The sequence below is a fragment of the Reyranella sp. genome, assembly GCF_004296935.1.
In the GTDB taxonomy this organism is placed as follows: domain Bacteria; phylum Pseudomonadota; class Alphaproteobacteria; order Reyranellales; family Reyranellaceae; genus Reyranella.
Genome location: NZ_SCVH01000133.1, coordinates 1 through 17,379, shown reverse-complemented (window position 1 = coordinate 17,379; position 17,379 = coordinate 1). Strand labels below are relative to the sequence as shown.

At 67.2% G+C, this 17,379-nt stretch carries 18 protein-coding genes; 9 read left to right on the top strand and 9 right to left on the bottom strand.

Going from position 1 to position 17,379, the window contains the following annotated elements:
* Positions 1-383: LysR family transcriptional regulator (locus EPO55_RS18895; protein ID WP_296338675.1), on the bottom strand; the 383-nt coding region annotated here is incomplete at its 3' end.
* Between the two features lie 84 nt (positions 384-467).
* Here EPO55_RS18895 and EPO55_RS18890 point away from each other — a divergent pair.
* Complete coding sequence (locus EPO55_RS18890; protein WP_363719390.1) at positions 468-2,072, top strand: arylsulfatase; 1,605 nt, start codon at positions 468-470, stop codon at positions 2,070-2,072.
* A gap of 88 nt (positions 2,073-2,160) precedes the next feature.
* Positions 2,161-2,385: a hypothetical protein gene (locus tag EPO55_RS18885; protein ID WP_296338673.1), complete on the top strand. Its 225-nt coding sequence runs from the start codon at positions 2,161-2,163 to the stop codon at positions 2,383-2,385.
* On the opposite strand, the gene EPO55_RS18880 is transcribed toward EPO55_RS18885, so the two are convergent.
* Both EPO55_RS18880 and EPO55_RS18875 read right to left on the bottom strand, forming a co-directional pair.
* Positions 2,342-3,409, bottom strand: coding sequence for a M48 family metallopeptidase (locus EPO55_RS18880; RefSeq protein ID WP_296338672.1), 1,068 nt, complete (start codon positions 3,407-3,409; stop codon positions 2,342-2,344). The two genes, EPO55_RS18885 and EPO55_RS18880, sit on opposite strands and share 44 nt — an antisense overlap.
* A gap of 2 nt (positions 3,410-3,411) precedes the next feature.
* Entirely contained in the window at positions 3,412-4,551 is a 1,140-nt protein-coding gene (locus tag EPO55_RS18875) for a DUF898 family protein (RefSeq protein WP_296338671.1), read from the bottom strand.
* 178 nt (positions 4,552-4,729) lie between these two features.
* On the opposite strand from EPO55_RS18875, the gene EPO55_RS18870 reads away from it, so the two are divergent.
* Positions 4,730-6,739, top strand: a complete 2,010-nt coding sequence (locus EPO55_RS18870; RefSeq protein ID WP_296338669.1) for a protein meaA — start codon at positions 4,730-4,732, stop codon at positions 6,737-6,739.
* Here the strand turns inward: EPO55_RS18870 and EPO55_RS18865 are convergent.
* On the bottom strand, positions 6,736-7,110 hold the full coding sequence (locus EPO55_RS18865; RefSeq protein WP_296338668.1) for a hypothetical protein: 375 nt from the start codon (positions 7,108-7,110) through the stop codon (positions 6,736-6,738). The two genes, EPO55_RS18870 and EPO55_RS18865, sit on opposite strands and share 4 nt — an antisense overlap.
* A 154-nt stretch (positions 7,111-7,264) precedes the next feature.
* Here EPO55_RS18865 and EPO55_RS18860 point away from each other — a divergent pair, with 154 nt between their 5' ends.
* The 5 genes from EPO55_RS18860 (at position 7,265) to EPO55_RS18840 (ending at position 12,954) form a co-directional block, all read left to right on the top strand.
* On the top strand, positions 7,265-8,134 hold the full coding sequence (locus EPO55_RS18860) for a DUF4743 domain-containing protein (RefSeq protein ID WP_296338666.1): 870 nt from the start codon (positions 7,265-7,267) through the stop codon (positions 8,132-8,134).
* Positions 8,135-8,251: 117 nt separating this feature from the next.
* Positions 8,252-8,623, top strand: coding sequence for a hypothetical protein (locus tag EPO55_RS18855; protein ID WP_296338665.1), 372 nt, complete (start codon positions 8,252-8,254; stop codon positions 8,621-8,623).
* Between the two features lie 106 nt (positions 8,624-8,729).
* The gene (locus tag EPO55_RS18850; RefSeq protein ID WP_296338663.1) at positions 8,730-10,127 is read left to right on the top strand and encodes a tetratricopeptide repeat protein; all 1,398 of its coding nucleotides are present in this window, start codon (positions 8,730-8,732) and stop codon (positions 10,125-10,127) included.
* Entirely contained in the window at positions 10,124-11,536 is a 1,413-nt protein-coding gene (locus EPO55_RS18845) for an amidase (RefSeq protein WP_296338662.1), read from the top strand. The genes EPO55_RS18850 and EPO55_RS18845 overlap by 4 nt, the downstream gene beginning before the upstream one ends.
* On the top strand, positions 11,533-12,954 hold the full coding sequence (locus tag EPO55_RS18840) for an amidase (protein WP_296338661.1): 1,422 nt from the start codon (positions 11,533-11,535) through the stop codon (positions 12,952-12,954). Before EPO55_RS18845 ends, EPO55_RS18840 begins: the two co-directional genes overlap by 4 nt.
* A 62-nt stretch (positions 12,955-13,016) precedes the next feature.
* Here EPO55_RS18840 and EPO55_RS18835 read toward each other — a convergent pair whose 3' ends face one another.
* Positions 13,017-13,715 (bottom strand): YfdX family protein, encoded by a 699-nt coding sequence (locus EPO55_RS18835; protein WP_296338660.1) that lies wholly within the window; start codon positions 13,713-13,715, stop codon positions 13,017-13,019.
* A gap of 201 nt (positions 13,716-13,916) precedes the next feature.
* On the opposite strand from EPO55_RS18835, the gene EPO55_RS18830 reads away from it, so the two are divergent.
* A complete protein-coding gene (locus tag EPO55_RS18830) occupies positions 13,917-14,486 on the top strand; it encodes a hypothetical protein (RefSeq protein ID WP_296338659.1) in 570 nt (189 codons plus the stop codon).
* Between the two features lie 43 nt (positions 14,487-14,529).
* On the opposite strand, the gene EPO55_RS18825 is transcribed toward EPO55_RS18830, so the two are convergent.
* The 4 genes from EPO55_RS18825 to EPO55_RS18810 form a co-directional block, all read right to left on the bottom strand.
* Positions 14,530-15,153 carry a glutathione S-transferase family protein gene (locus EPO55_RS18825; RefSeq protein ID WP_296338658.1) on the bottom strand — a complete coding sequence of 208 codons (624 nt, stop codon included), beginning with the start codon at positions 15,151-15,153 and terminating at the stop codon, positions 14,530-14,532.
* Between the two features lie 2 nt (positions 15,154-15,155).
* Entirely contained in the window at positions 15,156-16,256 is a 1,101-nt protein-coding gene (locus EPO55_RS18820; protein WP_296338656.1) for a 5-methyltetrahydropteroyltriglutamate--homocysteine S-methyltransferase, read from the bottom strand.
* Positions 16,253-17,038, bottom strand: coding sequence for an SDR family oxidoreductase (locus EPO55_RS18815; protein ID WP_296338654.1), 786 nt, complete (start codon positions 17,036-17,038; stop codon positions 16,253-16,255). Before EPO55_RS18815 ends, EPO55_RS18820 begins: the two co-directional genes overlap by 4 nt.
* On the bottom strand, positions 17,035-17,379 hold a 345-nt coding region (locus tag EPO55_RS18810), incomplete at its 5' end, for an SRPBCC family protein (protein ID WP_296338652.1). The genes EPO55_RS18815 and EPO55_RS18810, both read right to left, overlap by 4 nt.

Genomic DNA, 17,379 nt, shown 5'->3' with positions numbered 1-17,379 from the left:
TTCCGATCTTCCAGGCGAACCGAGGGGCTGGCCTTGATCATCTCGATCGCCGCCGGCCGGACCGCGATGTCGTGGACATAGACGCCCGCCGCCACGCGCAGGCGTCCGCCGCGCCCGTCGCGCACCATCTGCAGGCTGTTGGAGATCGCCTCCGCCCGGGAGACGAGCTCATCGGCCATCTTGAGCACGTCGTCGCCCGCCGGCGTCGCCATGACGTCGCGGCGCGACCTCTCGAAAACGCGCAGGCCGAGCTGTTTTTCGAGGGTCGCGATGTTGCGGCTGAGCGTCGGCTGGCTGATGCTGAGCGCGGCCGCCGCCCGGCCGAAGTGCCTGTGTTTGGCCAGGACGACGGCGTACTGCAATAGCTTGAGATCGATATCCATGCGGAAACTGTATCGTTCGCGCGGTTGTTTTGCATCGACGTCCGCAGCAGTTTCCGCACCATCTTTGAAACTGGAGGAAAACCGATGACCAAGGGCAAATTCGGTCGTCTGCTGTCGTCAGCGGCACTCCTCGTCGGCATGTCGGGCGGCGTCCTGCCGGCAAGCGCGCAGACGCCAGCCAAACCCAACATCCTCGTCATTTTCGGCGATGACATCGGGCTGTGGAACATCAGCGCCTACAACCGCGGCATGATGGGCTACCGCACGCCCAACATCGACCGCATTGCTCGCGAAGGCGCGATCTTCACCGACTACTATGGCCAGCAGTCGTGCACGGCAGGACGCGCCGCCTTCATCACCGGCCAGTCGCCGATCCGCACGGGCCTGCTCAAGGTGGGCCTCCCCGGCGCGCCGGAAGGCCTGTCGGAGAAGGACCCGACCATCGCCGACCTGCTGAAGCCGCAAGGCTACGTCACCGGCCAGTTCGGCAAGAACCATCTCGGCGACCGCAACGACTTCCTGCCCACGGTGCACGGCTTCGACGAGTTCTTCGGCAATCTCTACCACCTCAATGCCGAGGAGGAGCCGGAGAACGTCGACTACCCGAAGGACCCGACCTTCAAGGCCCAGTACGGGCCGCGCGGCGTGCTGAAGTGCGTCGCCCTGCCGAACGAGACACCGGGCGAGGACCCGCGCTTCGGCAAGTGGGGCAAGCAGAAGTGCGAGGATACCGGTCCGCTCACCAAGAAGCGCATGGAGACGGTGGACGAGGAATTCATCGCCGCCTCGCTCGACTTCATCGACCGCGCCAATCGCGACAGGAAGCCGTTCTTCGTCTGGGCGAATGCCAGCCGCATGCACATCTGGACGCACCTGAAGCCCGCGTCCGAGGGCAAGACCGGCCTCGGCGTCTATGCCGACGGCATGGTCGAGCATGACGGCCATGTCGGCCAGCTCCTGAAGAAGCTCGACGACCTCCGGATCACCGACAACACCATCGTGATCTACACCACCGACAACGGCGCCGAGGTCATGAGTTGGCCGGACGGCGGCACGACACCGTTCCGCGGCGAGAAGAACACCAACTGGGAGGGCGGCTACCGCGTCCCCGCCATGGTGCGCTGGCCGGGCCTGGTGAAGCCGGGCACCGAGATCAACGACGTCTTCTCCTCCGAGGACTGGATGCAGACCCTGCTGGCCGCCGTCGGCGAGACCGACCTCAAGGCCAAGCTGATGAAGGGCGCCAGCTTCGGTCCGAAGAATTTCAAGGTCCATCTCGACGGCTACGACCAGCGCGAGCTCCTGAGGAACGGCACGGGCAGCGCCCGCAAGGAGTTCTTCTACTGGACCGACGACGGCGGGCTGGCCGGCCTGCGCTACGACAAGTGGAAGCTCGCCTTCATGGAGCAGCGCAGCCACGGCTTCGACGTCTGGCAGGACCCGATGGTGACGCTCCGCGTGCCCAAGCTGTTCGACCTGAAAGCCGATCCGTTCGAGCGCGCCGACAAGGAAGGCATGGGCTACGACCGCTGGCGCATCGACCGCATCTTCCTGCTGGTGCCGGCGCAGGCGTTCGTCGGTCGCTTCATCCAGACCCTGGCCGAGTTCCCGCCGCGTCAGAAGCCGGGCTCGTTCAACCTGCAGGGCGTTCTCGACAAGCTGATGTCACCGCCGCAGGGCGTGAACTAGGGCGCATTCGAATCAGACGTCGTCGCTTTCATACTCACCTTCCCCGCCAGAAGGGAGAGGAACATGAAGATCCCCAAGGAGAACGGGCATGAAAGCCAGGACACTCACCGTATCGCTGATCGGCCTCCTGGCGGCAGTGACCGTCAGGGGCGCCGGCGCCCAGAACGCTCCGATCGAGTTCCGGGTCGTCGCGGCCAAGGGCAATCCGTCGGGCTGCATCAGCCTCGATGCCTCGCTGTCGCGCGTGCACACGATCACCCCCGTCATGGCTACTTGCAGACGTCCCGCAGCGCTTTCCAGTCGGCGTCGCTGAAGGCCGGCCGGCCGGTGGTCGGGCGCTTGGTCGCGTCGATGCGTTCCTTTGTCGGCGGATGGCTCGACCAGATGCCGGCGGCCGAGGCGGCGTCCTTGGGCTCCTTCTCCATCATCTGCTCGAAAAAGCCGGCGATGCCGTCGGCGCGCAGCCCGAGCTTCTCCAGCAGCGCCACGCCGGTGTCGTCGGCCTGGCGCTCGAAGGCGCGGCCATTGCGCAGCGCCAGCAGGATGTTGCCGCCCGAGGTCAGCGTGTTCAGGAGATCGGAGTAGCCGCCGCTCACCAGTTTCGCCAGCAGCTCGATGCCGTACTGGCGGGCGATGCCCTTGATCGGATGGTGGTGCACGACGTGGCCGATCTCGTGCGCCAGCACACCCGCCACCTGCGAGCGATCCTTGGCCTGCTCGATCAGGTCGGAATAGAACACCAGGATCCCGCCCGGCAGGGTGAAGGCATTGACCGGCCCGCCTTCGATGACATGCACGACGACCTCGTGTTCGTAGCCCGCCGCCCGCGCGAGCCTGTTGGCGAGGTCGTTGATCGCCTCCAGCCCGCGCTTGCCGTGGCATTCGTCCTTGTCGGCGACCAGCTCCTCGAACACGCTCTCGCCGAGCTTGGCCTGCAGGCTGTAGGGCAGCCAGGGCGCCGCATATTCGGTGCCGTAGTCGACGACGACCCAGAACAACCCGACCAGCGCCGCCAGCGTGACGCCGAGCGTCGCGACCCGTCGGCCAACTGGCGTCGGCAGATCGGCGAGTGCTGTGAGCTGGGGCACGAGGCCTGCGAGCTGCCGCCTCAACTCGGCATCCCGGATGACCAGGCGGGCCTCGCCGCCCCGGCGCACCACGGGCGGAACCGCTTCGTGGTTGGCGTCGCCCAACACGGCGAGGTCGGCGATTGGCCAGCGCGCCACGATGCCGGAGTCGGCGGGACGGAAGATGATCAGCTCGGCCGCCGTCACCCGGACGCCGACCTCGGACACCTGCGCGGTCGCGCCGTCGTAGTAGCGGGACGAAGCGGCCATCGTCAGATTCCACTCACGTCGAACATGTCGAGCAGGCCCTCGCCGAAGCCCGGCCCGTGGTGGGGTGGTTGGCCGATCGAGGCGCCGTCGGGTGCCCCGTAGAGCCAGAGTTCGGCGGCGATGAGCCGAAGCGTGCGATGCATGACCCACGGCCAGCCAAGCCCCACGGTCAGCACGACGATCAGGTAGTTCAGGACCAGGAAGCCCCACATCTGCCGCGTCGTGATGGCGGTCGCGAACAGCACGTTGCCGGCCCGACTGTGCGACACGAGATAGCGAAACCAGTAGGCCTGCCACCAGCAACGCAGCGGCAGGATCAGCAGGCTGAAGACCAGGTAGGCGCCGACTGCGATGGCGAGCGCCACCAGGACGGTACGCAGGCTGGGCGCGCTGAACAGCTTTTGGAATTCGTCCCAGGTGATGCCGAATTCCTCGGCCGTGCTGCCGGCGATGGCGATGGCCGCGACGATGGCCACGAGCCACGCCATGATGTTCAGGAAGTAGTAGCCGAGGAAGCGGCCATAGATGTCGCCGGCGTTGCCGGCGAAGGCGAGCGGCAGGGTGCCGAGCCGCGCGTTGGCGATGCGCGGGCGGGCCAGGTTCACCGAGACGACCGGCGTCAGCAGGTAGGCCGTCATGGTGTTGGCGAAGTGCAGGAAGGTCGCGATCACGCCGTAGTGCCAGGCCGAGCCCGCCATGCCGCAGCGAATGCCGCGCCAGCGCGTGCGCGAGAGCTTGTAGCGCAGCCCGGCATAGTGGCCGACATAGGCGAGCGGAAAGCCGATCAGCACCACCGACAAGGAGAAGATGTCGAACATGCCGAAGCTGGCGAAGGGCTTCTCGTGAAAGACGTAGATCCAGGCCAGGTACATCAGGCCGGCCCAGGCCGCGAGCAGCGCCAGCGCCAGCATGAAGCCGATCAGGAGCTCGCGCCCCAGGCCGCGATATTCGAAGCGGTCGCCCAGGATCGCGAGATGGTTCCAGACATAGCGACGGATGCGGGTGCGCCCCCAGAAGCGCGACCATCCCAGGGTCACGAGCATGAGCACGAGGTGCCGGAGATAGATGGCGTAGAGCTCGCCCAGGGTGCCGTCATAGACGGGCCGGCTGGGCGTCAGATCCGGCGCTGCCGGCACGGGCACAAAGACGCCTCCGGGCGGACTCCCCGCGGCTTGGCCCGCTCCCGTCTGAAGCCAGGGGGAGGTCGCGTCGCTCAAAGCTGGCCCGGATCGCGCGGCTGCACTGCAAAATATTCCATGCTGCGGTGCAGCATCTATTGGTGTAGGTGAGTGTACGTCAACCCTGCCATTGGCCGCCACCATGACCAAGACGACCCCCACGGCATCCCCGTCGGCTGCGCCCAAGAAGGATCGGCCCTGGCTGATCCGGACCTACGCCGGCCATTCGACGGCGGAGAAGTCGAACGAGCTCTACCGCACCAACCTGGCGCGCGGTCAGACCGGCCTCAGCGTCGCCTTCGATCTGCCGACCCAGACGGGCTACGACAGCGACCATGCGCTGGCCCGTGGCGAGGTCGGCAAGGTCGGCGTCCCGATCAGCCATCTCGGCGACATGCGCGCGCTGTTCGACGGCATCCCGCTCGACAAGATGAACACGTCGATGACCATCAACGCGCCGGCGGCGTGGTTGCTGTCTCTCTATATCGCGACGGGCGAAGCCCAGGGCGTGGCGCGAACCGCGCTGCAGGGCACGACGCAGAACGACATCATCAAGGAATACCTTTCGCGCGGGACCTATATCTTCCCGCCCGAGCCGTCGCTCCGGCTGACCGCCGACACGATCGGTTTCACCTATCGCGAGGTTCCCAAGTGGAACCCAATGAACGTCTGCAGCTATCACCTGCAGGAAGCGGGCGCCACGCCGGTGCAGGAGCTGGCCTTCTCGCTCGCCAACGCCATCGCCGTGCTCGACGCCGTGCGTGCGCGGGGCCAGGTCCCTGAAAGTGACTTCCCGCAGGTCGTGGGCCGCATCTCCTTCTTCGTGAATGCCGGCATCCGCTTCATCACCGAGATGTGCAAGATGCGGGCGTTTGCCGAGCTGTGGGACGACATCACCCTCAACCGCTACGGCGTCAGCGACGCCAAGCAGCGCCTGTTCCGCTACGGCGTGCAGGTGAATTCGCTCGGACTCACCGAGCAGCAGCCCGAGAACAACGTCTATCGCATCCTCTTGGAAATGCTGGCCGTGGTGATGAGCAAGAACGCGCGCGCCCGCTCGGTACAGCTGCCGGCGTGGAACGAGGCGCTGGGCCTGCCGCGGCCGTGGGACCAGCAGTGGTCGCTGCGCCTGCAGCAGATCGTGGCCTTCGAGACCGACCTGCTGGAATACGGCGACATCTTCGACGGCAGCACCGAGATCGCCGCCAAGGTGGCGTCGCTCAAGCAAGAGACGCTGGCCGAGATGGCGCGCATCGACGACATCGGCGGCGCGGTGGCGGCCATCGAATCGGCCTACATGAAGCAGCGCCTGGTCGAGTCCAACCTCAAGCGGCTCTCGGCTATCGAAGCGGGCGAACAGACCGTGGTCGGCGTCAATGCCTTCACCGAAGCCGAAGCCTCGCCGCTCTCGACGGGCGGCGGCTCGATCATGACGGTCGATGCGGACGTCGAGAGTGGCCAGATCTCGCGGCTCAACGCCTGGCGCGCGGCCCGAGATGCGGCTGCCGTGAAGAAGGCGCTGGCCGAGCTTGCATCCGCCGCCAAGGAAGACCGCAACGTCATGCCAGCCTCGATCGCCTGCGCCCAGGCCGGCGTCACGACAGGCGAATGGACCGACGCGCTGCGCCAGGTGTTCGGCGAATATCGCGCGCCGACCGGCGTCGCGCGCGCCGCCGGCGTGACCGATGGCCGGCTGGAAGCCGTGCGCCGCGAGGTCGACACCGTCTCGCGCCGCCTCGGCCGGCGCATAAAAATCCTGGTCGGCAAGCCCGGCCTCGACGGCCATTCCAACGGCGCCGAGCAGATCGCCGTGCGTGCCCGCGACTGCGGCATGGAGGTCGTCTACGAGGGCATCCGCCTCACGCCGGAACGCATCGTCAATGCCGCGCTCGAGGAGAGCGTGCACGTGGTCGGCCTCTCGATCCTGTCGGGCGGCCACGTCTCGCTGGTCGGCGACGTATTGGCCGGCCTGCGCGCCGCCGGCATCGGCGACGTGCCGGTGGTGGTGGGCGGCATCATCCCGCCGGCCGACTCCGAGGCGCTGATCAAGGCGGGCGTGGCGCGCGTCTACACGCCCAAGGATTTCGACCTGACCCAGATCATGCGCGACGTCGTCGTGGTCGTGGACTCGGCGTGGAAAGAGGCGGCCTAGCGCAGCCGAGTTGAGAGACTCGCCGTCGCGTGCAGCATCGGATCGATGGCGGCGTGGCTGAACAGCCAGGCCTCGGCATGAATTGAATCGCCGTCGCGGCGCAGGACGCGCGACAGCGCCAGGACGTCGGCGGCCTGGGCTTGCCTCAGCACCGTGACGTTGAGATGCGTGAGCCGCGCTTCCAGGCCCGCCGCGGCGCGGAGCGCGGTGTCGACCAGAGACAGCAGCGCCGGCATCGACCAGGCCTCGCCTGCCGTGAGAGAGAAGCGCAGGCGCACGTCCTGGTCCTGGCATTCCTCGACGAACAGGCCGTGCAGATCGGCTGCCGGCAGGATCTTCTCGAGAAGCTTCTGAAGTTCATCTTCGGTCATGTCCGACATTTGCAGACCACACACCCAGTGTCATCCCGAGGCCGCAGGCCGAGGGACCCTTAAAGCCACAGCAAAGATCCCTCACTTCGTTCAAGGGCGGGGGTTACCCCGCCCGAGATGACAGTGATGGTCTGGCCGGCTATGTGCGTCGCGCATGTCCTTCCTCAACCATATCAGGCGTTGCAACAACGCCGACCTTTCCCAGTTCGAGCCGTGGTTCGTCGGGCCCGAGCGGGCCGGCTTCATCCATCGCGACTTCGCGCCTACCCTCGCGAGCCGGCCGGCGCTGTTCGGCCATCGCGACAAGGCCTGGCATCTCGATCCTTCGCTCGACACGCCCGAGAGGCGAAGTGCCGCGATGCGCGCCTTCCTGCTCGAGTTGCGCGCGCAGGGTCACTTCAAGGGGCTGTGGCGCGAGGAGGCCTATGCCGTCACCTGGCAATTCACGCGGCCGGCCCTGCTCGAGATGGAGCGCTCGGCGGTGCCGTGGTTCGGCGTACGCGCCTTCGGACCGCACATGACAGGCTATGTGCGGCGCAAGGATGGGCTGCACATCTGGGTGCCACGGCGGTCCTACAGCAAGCCAACCTTTCCCGGGCAACTCGACAATACCGTGGCCGGCGGCCAGCCCGCCGGCATCGGCCTGCATGAGAACCTCATCAAGGAATGCGGCGAAGAAGCCTCGATCCCGCCCGAGCTCGCGCGCCAGGCCAAGGCCGTGGGCTACGTCACCTACTGGAACCAGTCGGGCGCGCAGCTCAAGCCCGACATCATGACCTGCTTCGACCTCGAACTGCCCGAGGACTTCACGCCCAAGGCCAACGACGGCGAGGTCCATGCCTTCGAGTTGTGGCCGGCCGGCCGCGTGTTCGAGACGGTGCGCGACACGACCGAGTTCAAGTACAACTGCAATCTGGTGCTGATCGACTTCTTCGTGCGCCACGGCATGCTGTCGGCCGACGATCCGGACTTCGTGCCGATCGTTGAGGGGCTGAGGACCCGGGAGCCGGAATACACGACATAAGGTATATTCTGGTCGCCCAAACACCAAATCTGGTATAGACTACTAACGTCAGAATGAAATCGATAAGGTTTTAGGGAGGCTCGGTTCTGGCTGGTTACGCGTTTGGGTGGGGCCCTCATGTGTATACGTGTCGCAATCGCTGCATTCATCTTCCTGATCGGCGCCACCGTCGGCGTCAAAGCCATCGCTCAAGATGGCCATCACGGTCACGGCCATGCCGACAATCACGACTGGTACGAAAAGCTGAAGCAGCCCGGCTCGAATGCCTCGTGCTGCAACGGACCCAAGGATGGCGTCGAGGGCGACTGCCGCCCGACCCGCGCCTACCAGAAGGACGACGGCAACTGGTATGCGCTGCTGAACAGCCGCTGGGTGATGGTGCCGCCTAGGGTCGTGCTGAAGCAGCTGGCGCCTGACGGCAACAGTCACATCTGCGCCAACCAGGGCGGCACGATCTTCTGCTTTCTGGGTGGCTCGCCGAAGAGCTGAGGCGCTGGCCGCGCTCGGTAGGTCTCGGCGTTTCATTATTTCCCGCGATATTTTGCCCAACCTCGCACGGCGTGCGAAGCTCGCGCGACGAAAACGGGGGCAGTAGGTGGCACGCGACGGTCAGGGGCTGGAGTTGAGCAATGCCGACGCGGGGGCCGTCGCGGCACTCGATTTCGTCCGCGAAGAGTGGCTGGCCTTCGGCAATCGTCTCGCCGAGTTCACCGCCGCCGCCGACAAGGAGGAGAAGTGCCTGCTGCTGCCGCTGGTCGCCGCCAACCTCGTGCTGTCGATGAATTCGACCGAGGGCTTCGAGGCCGCCAAGCGCTACGTGGTCCGCGCCAAGACGATGTCTTCAGGCGCCAATGCCCGTGAGCTCGCCTGGCTCGCCGCCACCGAGGCCTGGGTCGCGGGCGATACAGACCGCAGCCTGCAACTGCACGAGCAGATGGTGGCGCAATGGCCGCGCGACCTGCTGGCCGCCAAGCTCGGCCAGCTCCACGCCTTCAACCGCGGCGACGCCGAGGCGCTGCTGCGCATCGGCGAACGCATCGTGCCGGCCAACGGCGACAACCACTACGTCTGGGCGATGTATGCGTTCGGCCTGGAAGAGTGCAACCGCCTCGACGAGGCCGAGACCGCGGCGCGCAAGGCGATCGCCATGGACCGCCGCGATCCCTGGGCGCACCACGCCGTTGCCCATTGCCTGGAGGCGCGCGGCCGGATGCAGGAGGGCGTGGCCTTCCTCGAGGAGATGTCCGACACGTGGGAGGGCTGCAACTCCTTCATGTACACCCATCTGTGGTGGCACCTGGCACTTTTCCTGATCGACCTCGACCGCACCGACGAGGCACTTGAGCTCTACGACCGGCGCGTCTGGGGCGTCTGGAAGGAATTCTCCGAGGACCAGATCAACGCCATCTCGCTGCTGGCGCGCCTTGAACTGCGTGGCGTCGATGTCGGCGATCGATGGGCCGATGTCGCGATCTACCTGAAGCCGCGCCTGCACGAGCACTTCTCGCCCTTCCTCGACCTGCAGTATCTCTACGGCCTTGCCCGCGCCGGCGATCAAAGCGGCGTCACCGAGATGCTGGCGAGCCTTGAAGACCGCGCCGAGCGCGCCAAGCCGTTCGAGCGAGAGGCCTGGGCCGACTGCGCCGTGCCGGCCGCACACGGCCTTGCCGCCCACGCCAAGGGAGATTTTGCGGAAGCAGCACGCCTGCTCGGCCAGGCGATGCCGCACCTGCAGCCGATCGGCGGCAGCATCGCGCAGCGCGCGCTGTTCGGCGCGATCCATCTCGATGCGCTGATGCGGGCGGACTGGAACGACGCGGCGATGGCGATCCTGCAGGCCGACGAGCGCGAGCGGCCGACGGTGGCCGCCACCAAGCGCGCGCTGGCCGGCCTCTACCGCAAGGTGGGCCGCACCGAGCAGGCGCAGGCCGCCGAGTACCAGGCCGAACAACTCGCGCGCCAATACCGCGCCGCCAGGGAGAAAGCCGCATGACCCAGGACTTGACCCAGGTGAGCGCGGCCGGCCTCGCCAGGCTCTACCGCAAGGGCAAGGCCTCGCCGGTCGAGACCATGAAGGCGGTGCTGGCGCGGGCCGACAAGGTGGGACCGCGGATCAACGCACTCTGCCGCATCGACGCCGCGGAGTCGCTGTCCGCCGCCCGCGCCTCGGAGAAGCGCTGGAAGAACGGCAAGCCGCTGTCGCCGCTCGATGGCGTGCCGGCCTCGATCAAGGAACTGGTGCGGGTGAAGGGCTGGCCGGCGAGCATGGGCAGCAAGCTCACCGACAAGACGCCGGCCGATGCCGATGCCCCGGCGGTGGCGCGGCTGCGCGAAGCGGGCGCCATCGTCTTCGCCCAGAGCACCAGCTCGGAATACGGGCACAAGGGCGTGACCGACTCGCCGCTGCACAGCATCACGCGCAATCCGTGGAACATCGACCGCACGCCGGGTGGCTCCTCGGGCGGCGCCGGCGCCGCGGTGGCGACGGGCCTTGGTCCGATCGCCATCGGCACCGACGGCGGCGGCTCGGTGCGCATCCCGTCGAGCTTCAACGGCCTCGTCGGCCTGAAAGCCACGTTCGGCCGCGTGCCTGCCTGGCCGCCCTCGATGACCGGCGATCTCGCCAACACCGGGCCGATGGCCCGCACCGCGCTCGACTGCGCGCTGATGATGAACGCCATCGCCCGGCCCGATGCGCGGGACGGCTACGGCCTGCCGGCCGATGATACCGACTACGTGAAGAAGCTCGGCGGCAGCCTGAAGAAGCTGAAGGTGGGCTTCGTGCTGCGCTTCGGCGACCACCCACTCGATATCGAGGTCGCCGCGATGGTGACCAAGGCAGCCAGGCAGTTCGCGGCGCTGGGCTGCAAGGTCGAGGAGGCGGTTGCCCCCTTCCCCTATCCCGAGGCCGGCCGCACCTTCGTGATCCACTGGCTGACGGCGCTGCAGCGGCTGCTGCAGCTCTATCCCGAGGAGCGCCACCACGAGTTCGATCCCAACCTGCTGGCTGGCGCCAAGGCAGGCCTGCGCTATTCGCTGCAGGACGTGGTGAATGCGCAGGTGACGCGGCGCGAGCTCGCCATCGCCTGGAACCTGTTCTTCGCCAAGTACGACCTGCTGCTGACGCCCACGGTGGCGGTAAAGCCCTTCGCCGCGGGCAAGAATCTGCCCGACGGCCCCGACGGCAAGACCAACCCGCAGTGGTCGCCCTATACCTCGCAGTTCAACCTCACCCGCCATCCGGCGGCCACCGTGCCCTGCGGCCTCAGCAGCGAAGGCCTGCCGGTCGGCCTGCAGATCGTCTCGGGCCACTACCGCGACGCCCTCGTCCTGCGCGCCGCCGCGCGCTATGCCGAGGCCCATCCGCTGAAATTCCCTATCCTTCCGGAGACCGACCGATGACCGCCGATCTTGCGATGATGCCAGCCCACGAACTGGTGAAACTCTACAAATCACGCAAGGCCTCGCCGGTCGAAGCCACCAAGGCGGCGCTGGCGCGCGTCGACGCCTTCAACGGCCAGCTCAACGCCTTCCAGCATCTCGATCCCGACATGGCGCTGCGCGCCGCGCGCAGCTCGGAGAAGCGCTGGAAGAAGGGTGGCAAGCGGCAGAGCGACCTCGACGGCGTTCCGATCACCATCAAGGACATGGTGCTGACCAAGGGCATGCCGACGCGCATGGGCAGCCTCGCCACCGATCCCGACGGGCCCTGGACCGTCGACTCGCCCGTGGCGCAGCGCCTGCGCGAGGCAGGCACCGTGCTTCTGGGCAAGACCACCTCGCCGGAATACGGCTGGAAAGGTGTCACCGACTCGGGCCTCTACGGCGCCACGCACAATCCCTGGAAGCTCGGCCGCACGCCCGGCGGCTCGTCGGGTGGTGGAGTCGCGGCCGAAGCGGTCGGCATGGGCAACCTCGCGGTCGGCACCGACGGTGCGGGGTCGGTGCGCATCCCCTGCTCCTTCACCGGCCTCTTCGGATTGAAGCCGACGCAGGCGCGCGTGCCGCTGTGGCCGCCTTCGGCGCAAGGTACGCTCTCGCACATCGGGCCGATGACGCGCACCGTCCGCGACGCGGCGATGATGATGAACGTGATGGCGCGGCCCGATAGCCGCGACCTCTACGGCCGTCCCGACGATGCCGAGGATTACCTGAAAGGCTTCGAGAAGGGCGTGAAGCATCTGCGCATCGCTTATTCGCCGACCCTGGGCTTCGTCGAGCGCGACAAGATCGACCGCGACGTTGCCGTGGCCGTCGAGCATGCCGCGAAGGTGTTCAAGACTCTGGGCGCCAAGGTGGTCGAGGATTCGCCCGACCTGCAGGGTCTCGACCCGCGCCGCATCCTGAACGCGCACTGGCAGTCGAACGTGGCCGTGCTGGTGAAGAGTTTTGCGCCTGAGAAGCGGGCATTGATGGACCCGGGCCTGCTGAAAGCCGCCGAGCACGGCGCCAACCTCGGCCAGGAGGCGGTGGTGACGGCCATCCATCAGCGCCAGCAGCTGGGCGTGATCCTGAACCAGTTCATGGCCAAGTACGATCTGCTGCTGACGCCGACCATGCCGATGACGGCCTTCGCGGTGAACGAGAATGCGGCGTGGGGTGGCGACGGCGTCGATATCGGCTGGACGCCCTTCACGCTGCTCTTCAACCTGACGCGTCAGCCCGCCGCCACCATCCCCTGCGGCCTCGACCGCGAGGGCCTGCCGATCGGCCTGCAGATCGTGGCCGGTCATGCCCGCGACGCGCTCGTCCTGCGCGCGGCGGCAGCCTACGAGCGCGTCCGCCCGATCCCGGCGCCGCCGATGGCACACCAGATCTGAGCGCACGCAAAAAGATCGCCGGCCCAGGCCGGCCGGCGATCCCGTTTCCCTGATTGCAGTGGTTACTGCGTCTTCGGCGCGCCGGCCTTCTGCGGCATGGCAATGGCGGCGACGGAGTCGTAGCGGACGCCGTCTTCGGCCTTCTTCATGGTGGCGTTGGCTTCGTAGTACTTGCCTTCACCCAGGAGCTTGGCCGCCATGTCGACGTCGGCCATCGTGCGGTCGAGCGGCGCCAACGCCATGGTGAACATCACGTTGACGTCGGCAAGCTTCAACTTCTCGATGGCCTCCTTGCGCTGGCCCTTCTCGAGATGCTTGTTGGCCTCGGCGACCGCCGCGGCCTTGGCCGGCGTTGCCACGAAGTCCTCGCCCAAGGTGAGCTGGCCGTCGATCGGCAGCCAGGCGACAGCCGGGCCCGATGCAGCGGATGAGGCGGCGTTCATGCCCTTCGGCGCCTTGAGCTCGGCTTCGGCCTTCATGAAGGCGGTCGAATCGACCTTCGCCTTGGCAAGTGCTGCGCGCGTGTCGGCGACCAGCTTCTTCGCCGCCACCGGATCGGCCTCGAAGATGGCGATGCGCGCCATATGCAGGGCCCGGAAGGCAACGGCGCCGTCGGCCGACAGCTTCATGAAGTCGCGCGCGGCCTCGGCCTTCTGCTGCGTCGTCGGCGCGGGGGCCGCCGGCGACTGTTGGGCGGAGACGGCGCCGGCGAGCATGGTGGTTCCCAGCAATGCCGCGACGATACCTCTTGAGACTTTCATGGCTATTCTCCTGTTCGAGCAACCGGCCGTCCCGCAGGGTCCGCGGAGTTGCATCGGGCTCGTGCAGAAGGGGTAGCAGGAGCCCCCTTCCGTCGGCCTTTCTCCGGGATTGACGATTTTCAATCCGGCGTCAGGCTCCGAGGCCTGTCGAGGAGATGTGATGCCGCAAAACCCGCCCCTATCTGGCACTGTCGAACCAGGATGAGACTCAGCCGCCAGACGCTCACCTACATCGCATGGGCCGCGGCGCAGGTCGCCACGCTGGGCGGGATCGCCTGGTTCGCCGATCGGCAGATGAAGCTGGGATACACCGACTCCGCCGGCTGGCGGCCGTTCACCTGGCCGTTCTCCGCGGAAGAGGCGCCGCCAGGCAAGGCCTACAGCGGCGACGAGCACGATGTCTATGTCTGGCTGCAGCTCGGCCACCTGAAGCCCAGCCAAAAGGGCGACTGCCCGGAAGGCATCGCCACCGACGAGGCGCTGGAGCGGGCGGTCGACGTCCGCCTCCTCGATTCGCGATTCGTGCCGGTCGGTCCGGGGGAACGCGTTCGCGTCACCGATGCCTTCGGCCGCACGCGCATCTACCGCCACAAGCGGCACAACGGGGCGCTGCGCTACGCCGAGGCCATCGCCGTTCCCTACAACTGCGATCTCCTCACCGCCATCATCGACGGCGACGCCCGCGACCCGGCCAAGCGCAAACTGGCCCGCGAGTTCCTCGAGTCGAACACCGTGCAGGTCTGGGTGCTGAAGGCGCTCGAGGGGCGCTGACCCATACGCTGCGCCGACGGCATCGAGCCTGTCCGGCTCCGTCTCAAGACACCGCCTGCTTGGCGTCCATCAATTCGTAGGGATGCGCCCACCCCGGCGTGGCGGCCAGGCGATCCAGCCAACCGCCGACCGAGGGCCAGCGGCCAAGATCGATTTCCGCCTGGTCGGCGAAGAAGAGATAGCCCGCACAAGAAATATCCGCGACGCTTGGCGTGTTGCCCAGCAGATAAGGCCGGCGATCGAACTCCTGCGCCAAACGGTCGAGGTCGGCCTCGGTCCGGCGCCGGAACATGGCGACGACGGCGGGATCCTCGGCGGCAAAGCGCAAGGCGAAACGAAGATTGGCCAGCGAGAAGCCGATGCGGTTGGCTTCCCAGAAAAGCCATTGCGTCGTCCGGTCGAGATCGGCGCCGCCGCCCAGCCGGCCGTCCCTGCGCACAAGGTGCAGCAGGATGGCGTTCGACTGCGCCAGCGTGCCGTCCTCGTCGATGAAGACGGGCACTTCGCCGTAGGGGCTCGCGGCGACGAAGTCGGGCCGGCGCTCGGCGCGCGGCGGCTGGAGATCGACGTAGCGATACTCATGCGCCACGCCGAGCAGGACGAGGGTCTGGCGCACCTTGTAGGAGTGACCGGACTCGCGGTTGCCGTAGAGGATGGGCAGAGGCACGCTCAACCCCACACTTCCTTTGCCACCTCGACGCAGCGCGCGAGTTTGGCCCACTGCTCCTCTTCGGCCAGCAGGTTGCCCTCCTCGGTACTGGCGAAGCCGCATTGCGGCGAGAGGCAGAGCCGGTCGAGGTCGGTGAATTTCGCGGCCTCCTCGAGGCGGCGCTTGAGCTGGTCCTTGCTCTCCAGCGCGCCGGTCTTGGAGGTCATGATGCCGAGCACGGCGTGCTTGTTCCTGGGCAGGAGCCGCAGCGGCTCGAAGCCGCCGGCGCGCTCGCTGTCGTACTCCATGAAATAGGCATCGACGCCCATCTTGTTGAACAGCACGTCGGCCACCGGCTCGTAGCCACCCTGCGCCATCCAGGTCGAGCGGAAGTTGCCGCGGCAAAGATGCATCGAGATCGTCATGCCCGGCGTGCGGCCGGAGACCGCGGCATTCACCAGGTCGGCGTAGATGTGCAGCAGCCTGTCCGGATCATCGCCACGGCCGCGCAGATAGTCGCGCTGTGCAGGATCGCAGAGGTAGGCCACGAACACCTCGTCGAGCTGCAGATAGGTGCAGCCTGCCGCGCCGAACGCCCGCACCGCCTTGGCATAGGCCTTCCCGAGATCCTCGAAGAAGGCCTCCATCTCGGGATAGACGGACTTCTCGATCGCCTGCCGGCCGCCGCGATAGTGCAGCGCCGTCGGCGACGGGATCGTCATCTTGGGTGTCGCCGTCGCCACCGACTTCAGGAATTTGAAATGCCCGAGCATCGGATGGTCGGTGAAGTCGATCTTGCCGTGGACATGCAGGCCCTCGGCCTTGGTCTCGGTCCCCTTGAACTGCAGGCCCTGGGCCACGCTCACCAGTTCGACGCCGTCGAGGCCGGCCAGGAAATCGTAATGCCACCACGACCGGCGGAACTCGCCGTCGGTCACGCCCCTGAGGCCGATCGCCTCCTGCTTCGCCACGAGCTTGGTGATTTCGGCATCCTCGACCGACTTCAGTTGCGCAGGCGTGATCTCGCCCGTGGCGCGCTTGGTCCGCGCCGCCTTGACCGGCGCGCTGCGCAGCAGGGAGCCGACCTGGTCGGCACGGAAGGGCGGTTTGGTGCGGTTCATAGGGCGTATCCTCCGTCGACCATCAGCGTCTGGCCGGTGATCCAGCGGGCGCGCGACGAGGCCAGGAAGACAACGCCCTCGGCGACCTCGTCCGCCGTGCCCAAGCGCTTCAACGCCATGGCCTGGCGCGAGGCGTCGAGGAAGCGCTGGTCGAAGTCGCCGCTTTCGACCAGCGCGTGATAGAGCCCGTCGGTGATGACGCCGACGCCGACGGCGTTGGCGCGCACGCCGAATCGGCCCTCCTCGGCCGCCAGGCCCTTCACCAGCTGCTCGATCGCGGCCTTGGGCGCGGCGCTCAGGATGTCGCGCACGGCATAGCGGCGGATGGCCGGTGTCACGATGGCCGTGAAGCTGCCCTTGCTCGCCCGCAGGTGCGGCAAGGCCGCCTGGATGAGATGGAAGCAACCGAAGGTGTCGTGCTCCATGACCTCACGGAAGGCCGCGGCCGGCTGCTGGCCAATGAAGCGCATCGGGATGTAGGGGCCGGCGGCATAGATCGCGGTATGCACGCCGCCGAAATGCTCCGAGGCGTCGTCGACGAACTCCTTCACCATGGGCTCGTCACGCAAGTCGACCTTGGCGACATGGACCTCGCGGCCAGCGCCACGCACCAGCGAGGCCGTCTCCTCGGCGCGCCCCGGCCCGCTGAAATAGTTGAGCGCCACGTCGCAGCCGCGTTCGGCGAGCTGCACGGCGATGGCGCGGCCGATGCCGCCCGAGCCACCGATCACCACCGCGCAGCCGCCCGTCGGGAAGTCGGGCAGCCGCTCGGGCTGCGTCAAGCCGCAACCCCGAGGGCGTTGCGGATCGAGCTGTGGAAGTGGACCAGGGAGGGCTCGTTGCGACCGTAAAGCACTTCCTCGGTGGCGCCCGATTCGAAGCCGATCTGCATGCGCTCGCCCAGCGGGAAATCCTCTTCCATGACGGTGCGGATGGCGATGTCGCGGTTCTTCTGCCAGTACGACTCCGGCCGGTCGGAGTCGGCCGGCGTATAGATCGTGAGCTCGATGTCGCAGCGACTGGGATCGTCGCGCCCCGGGAAGGCGCGCCAGATCTCGATATGGTCGACCTGCCAGATCAGGATGGTGTTGGGGAAGAGCTGGTAGATCGAGATCACATGCGG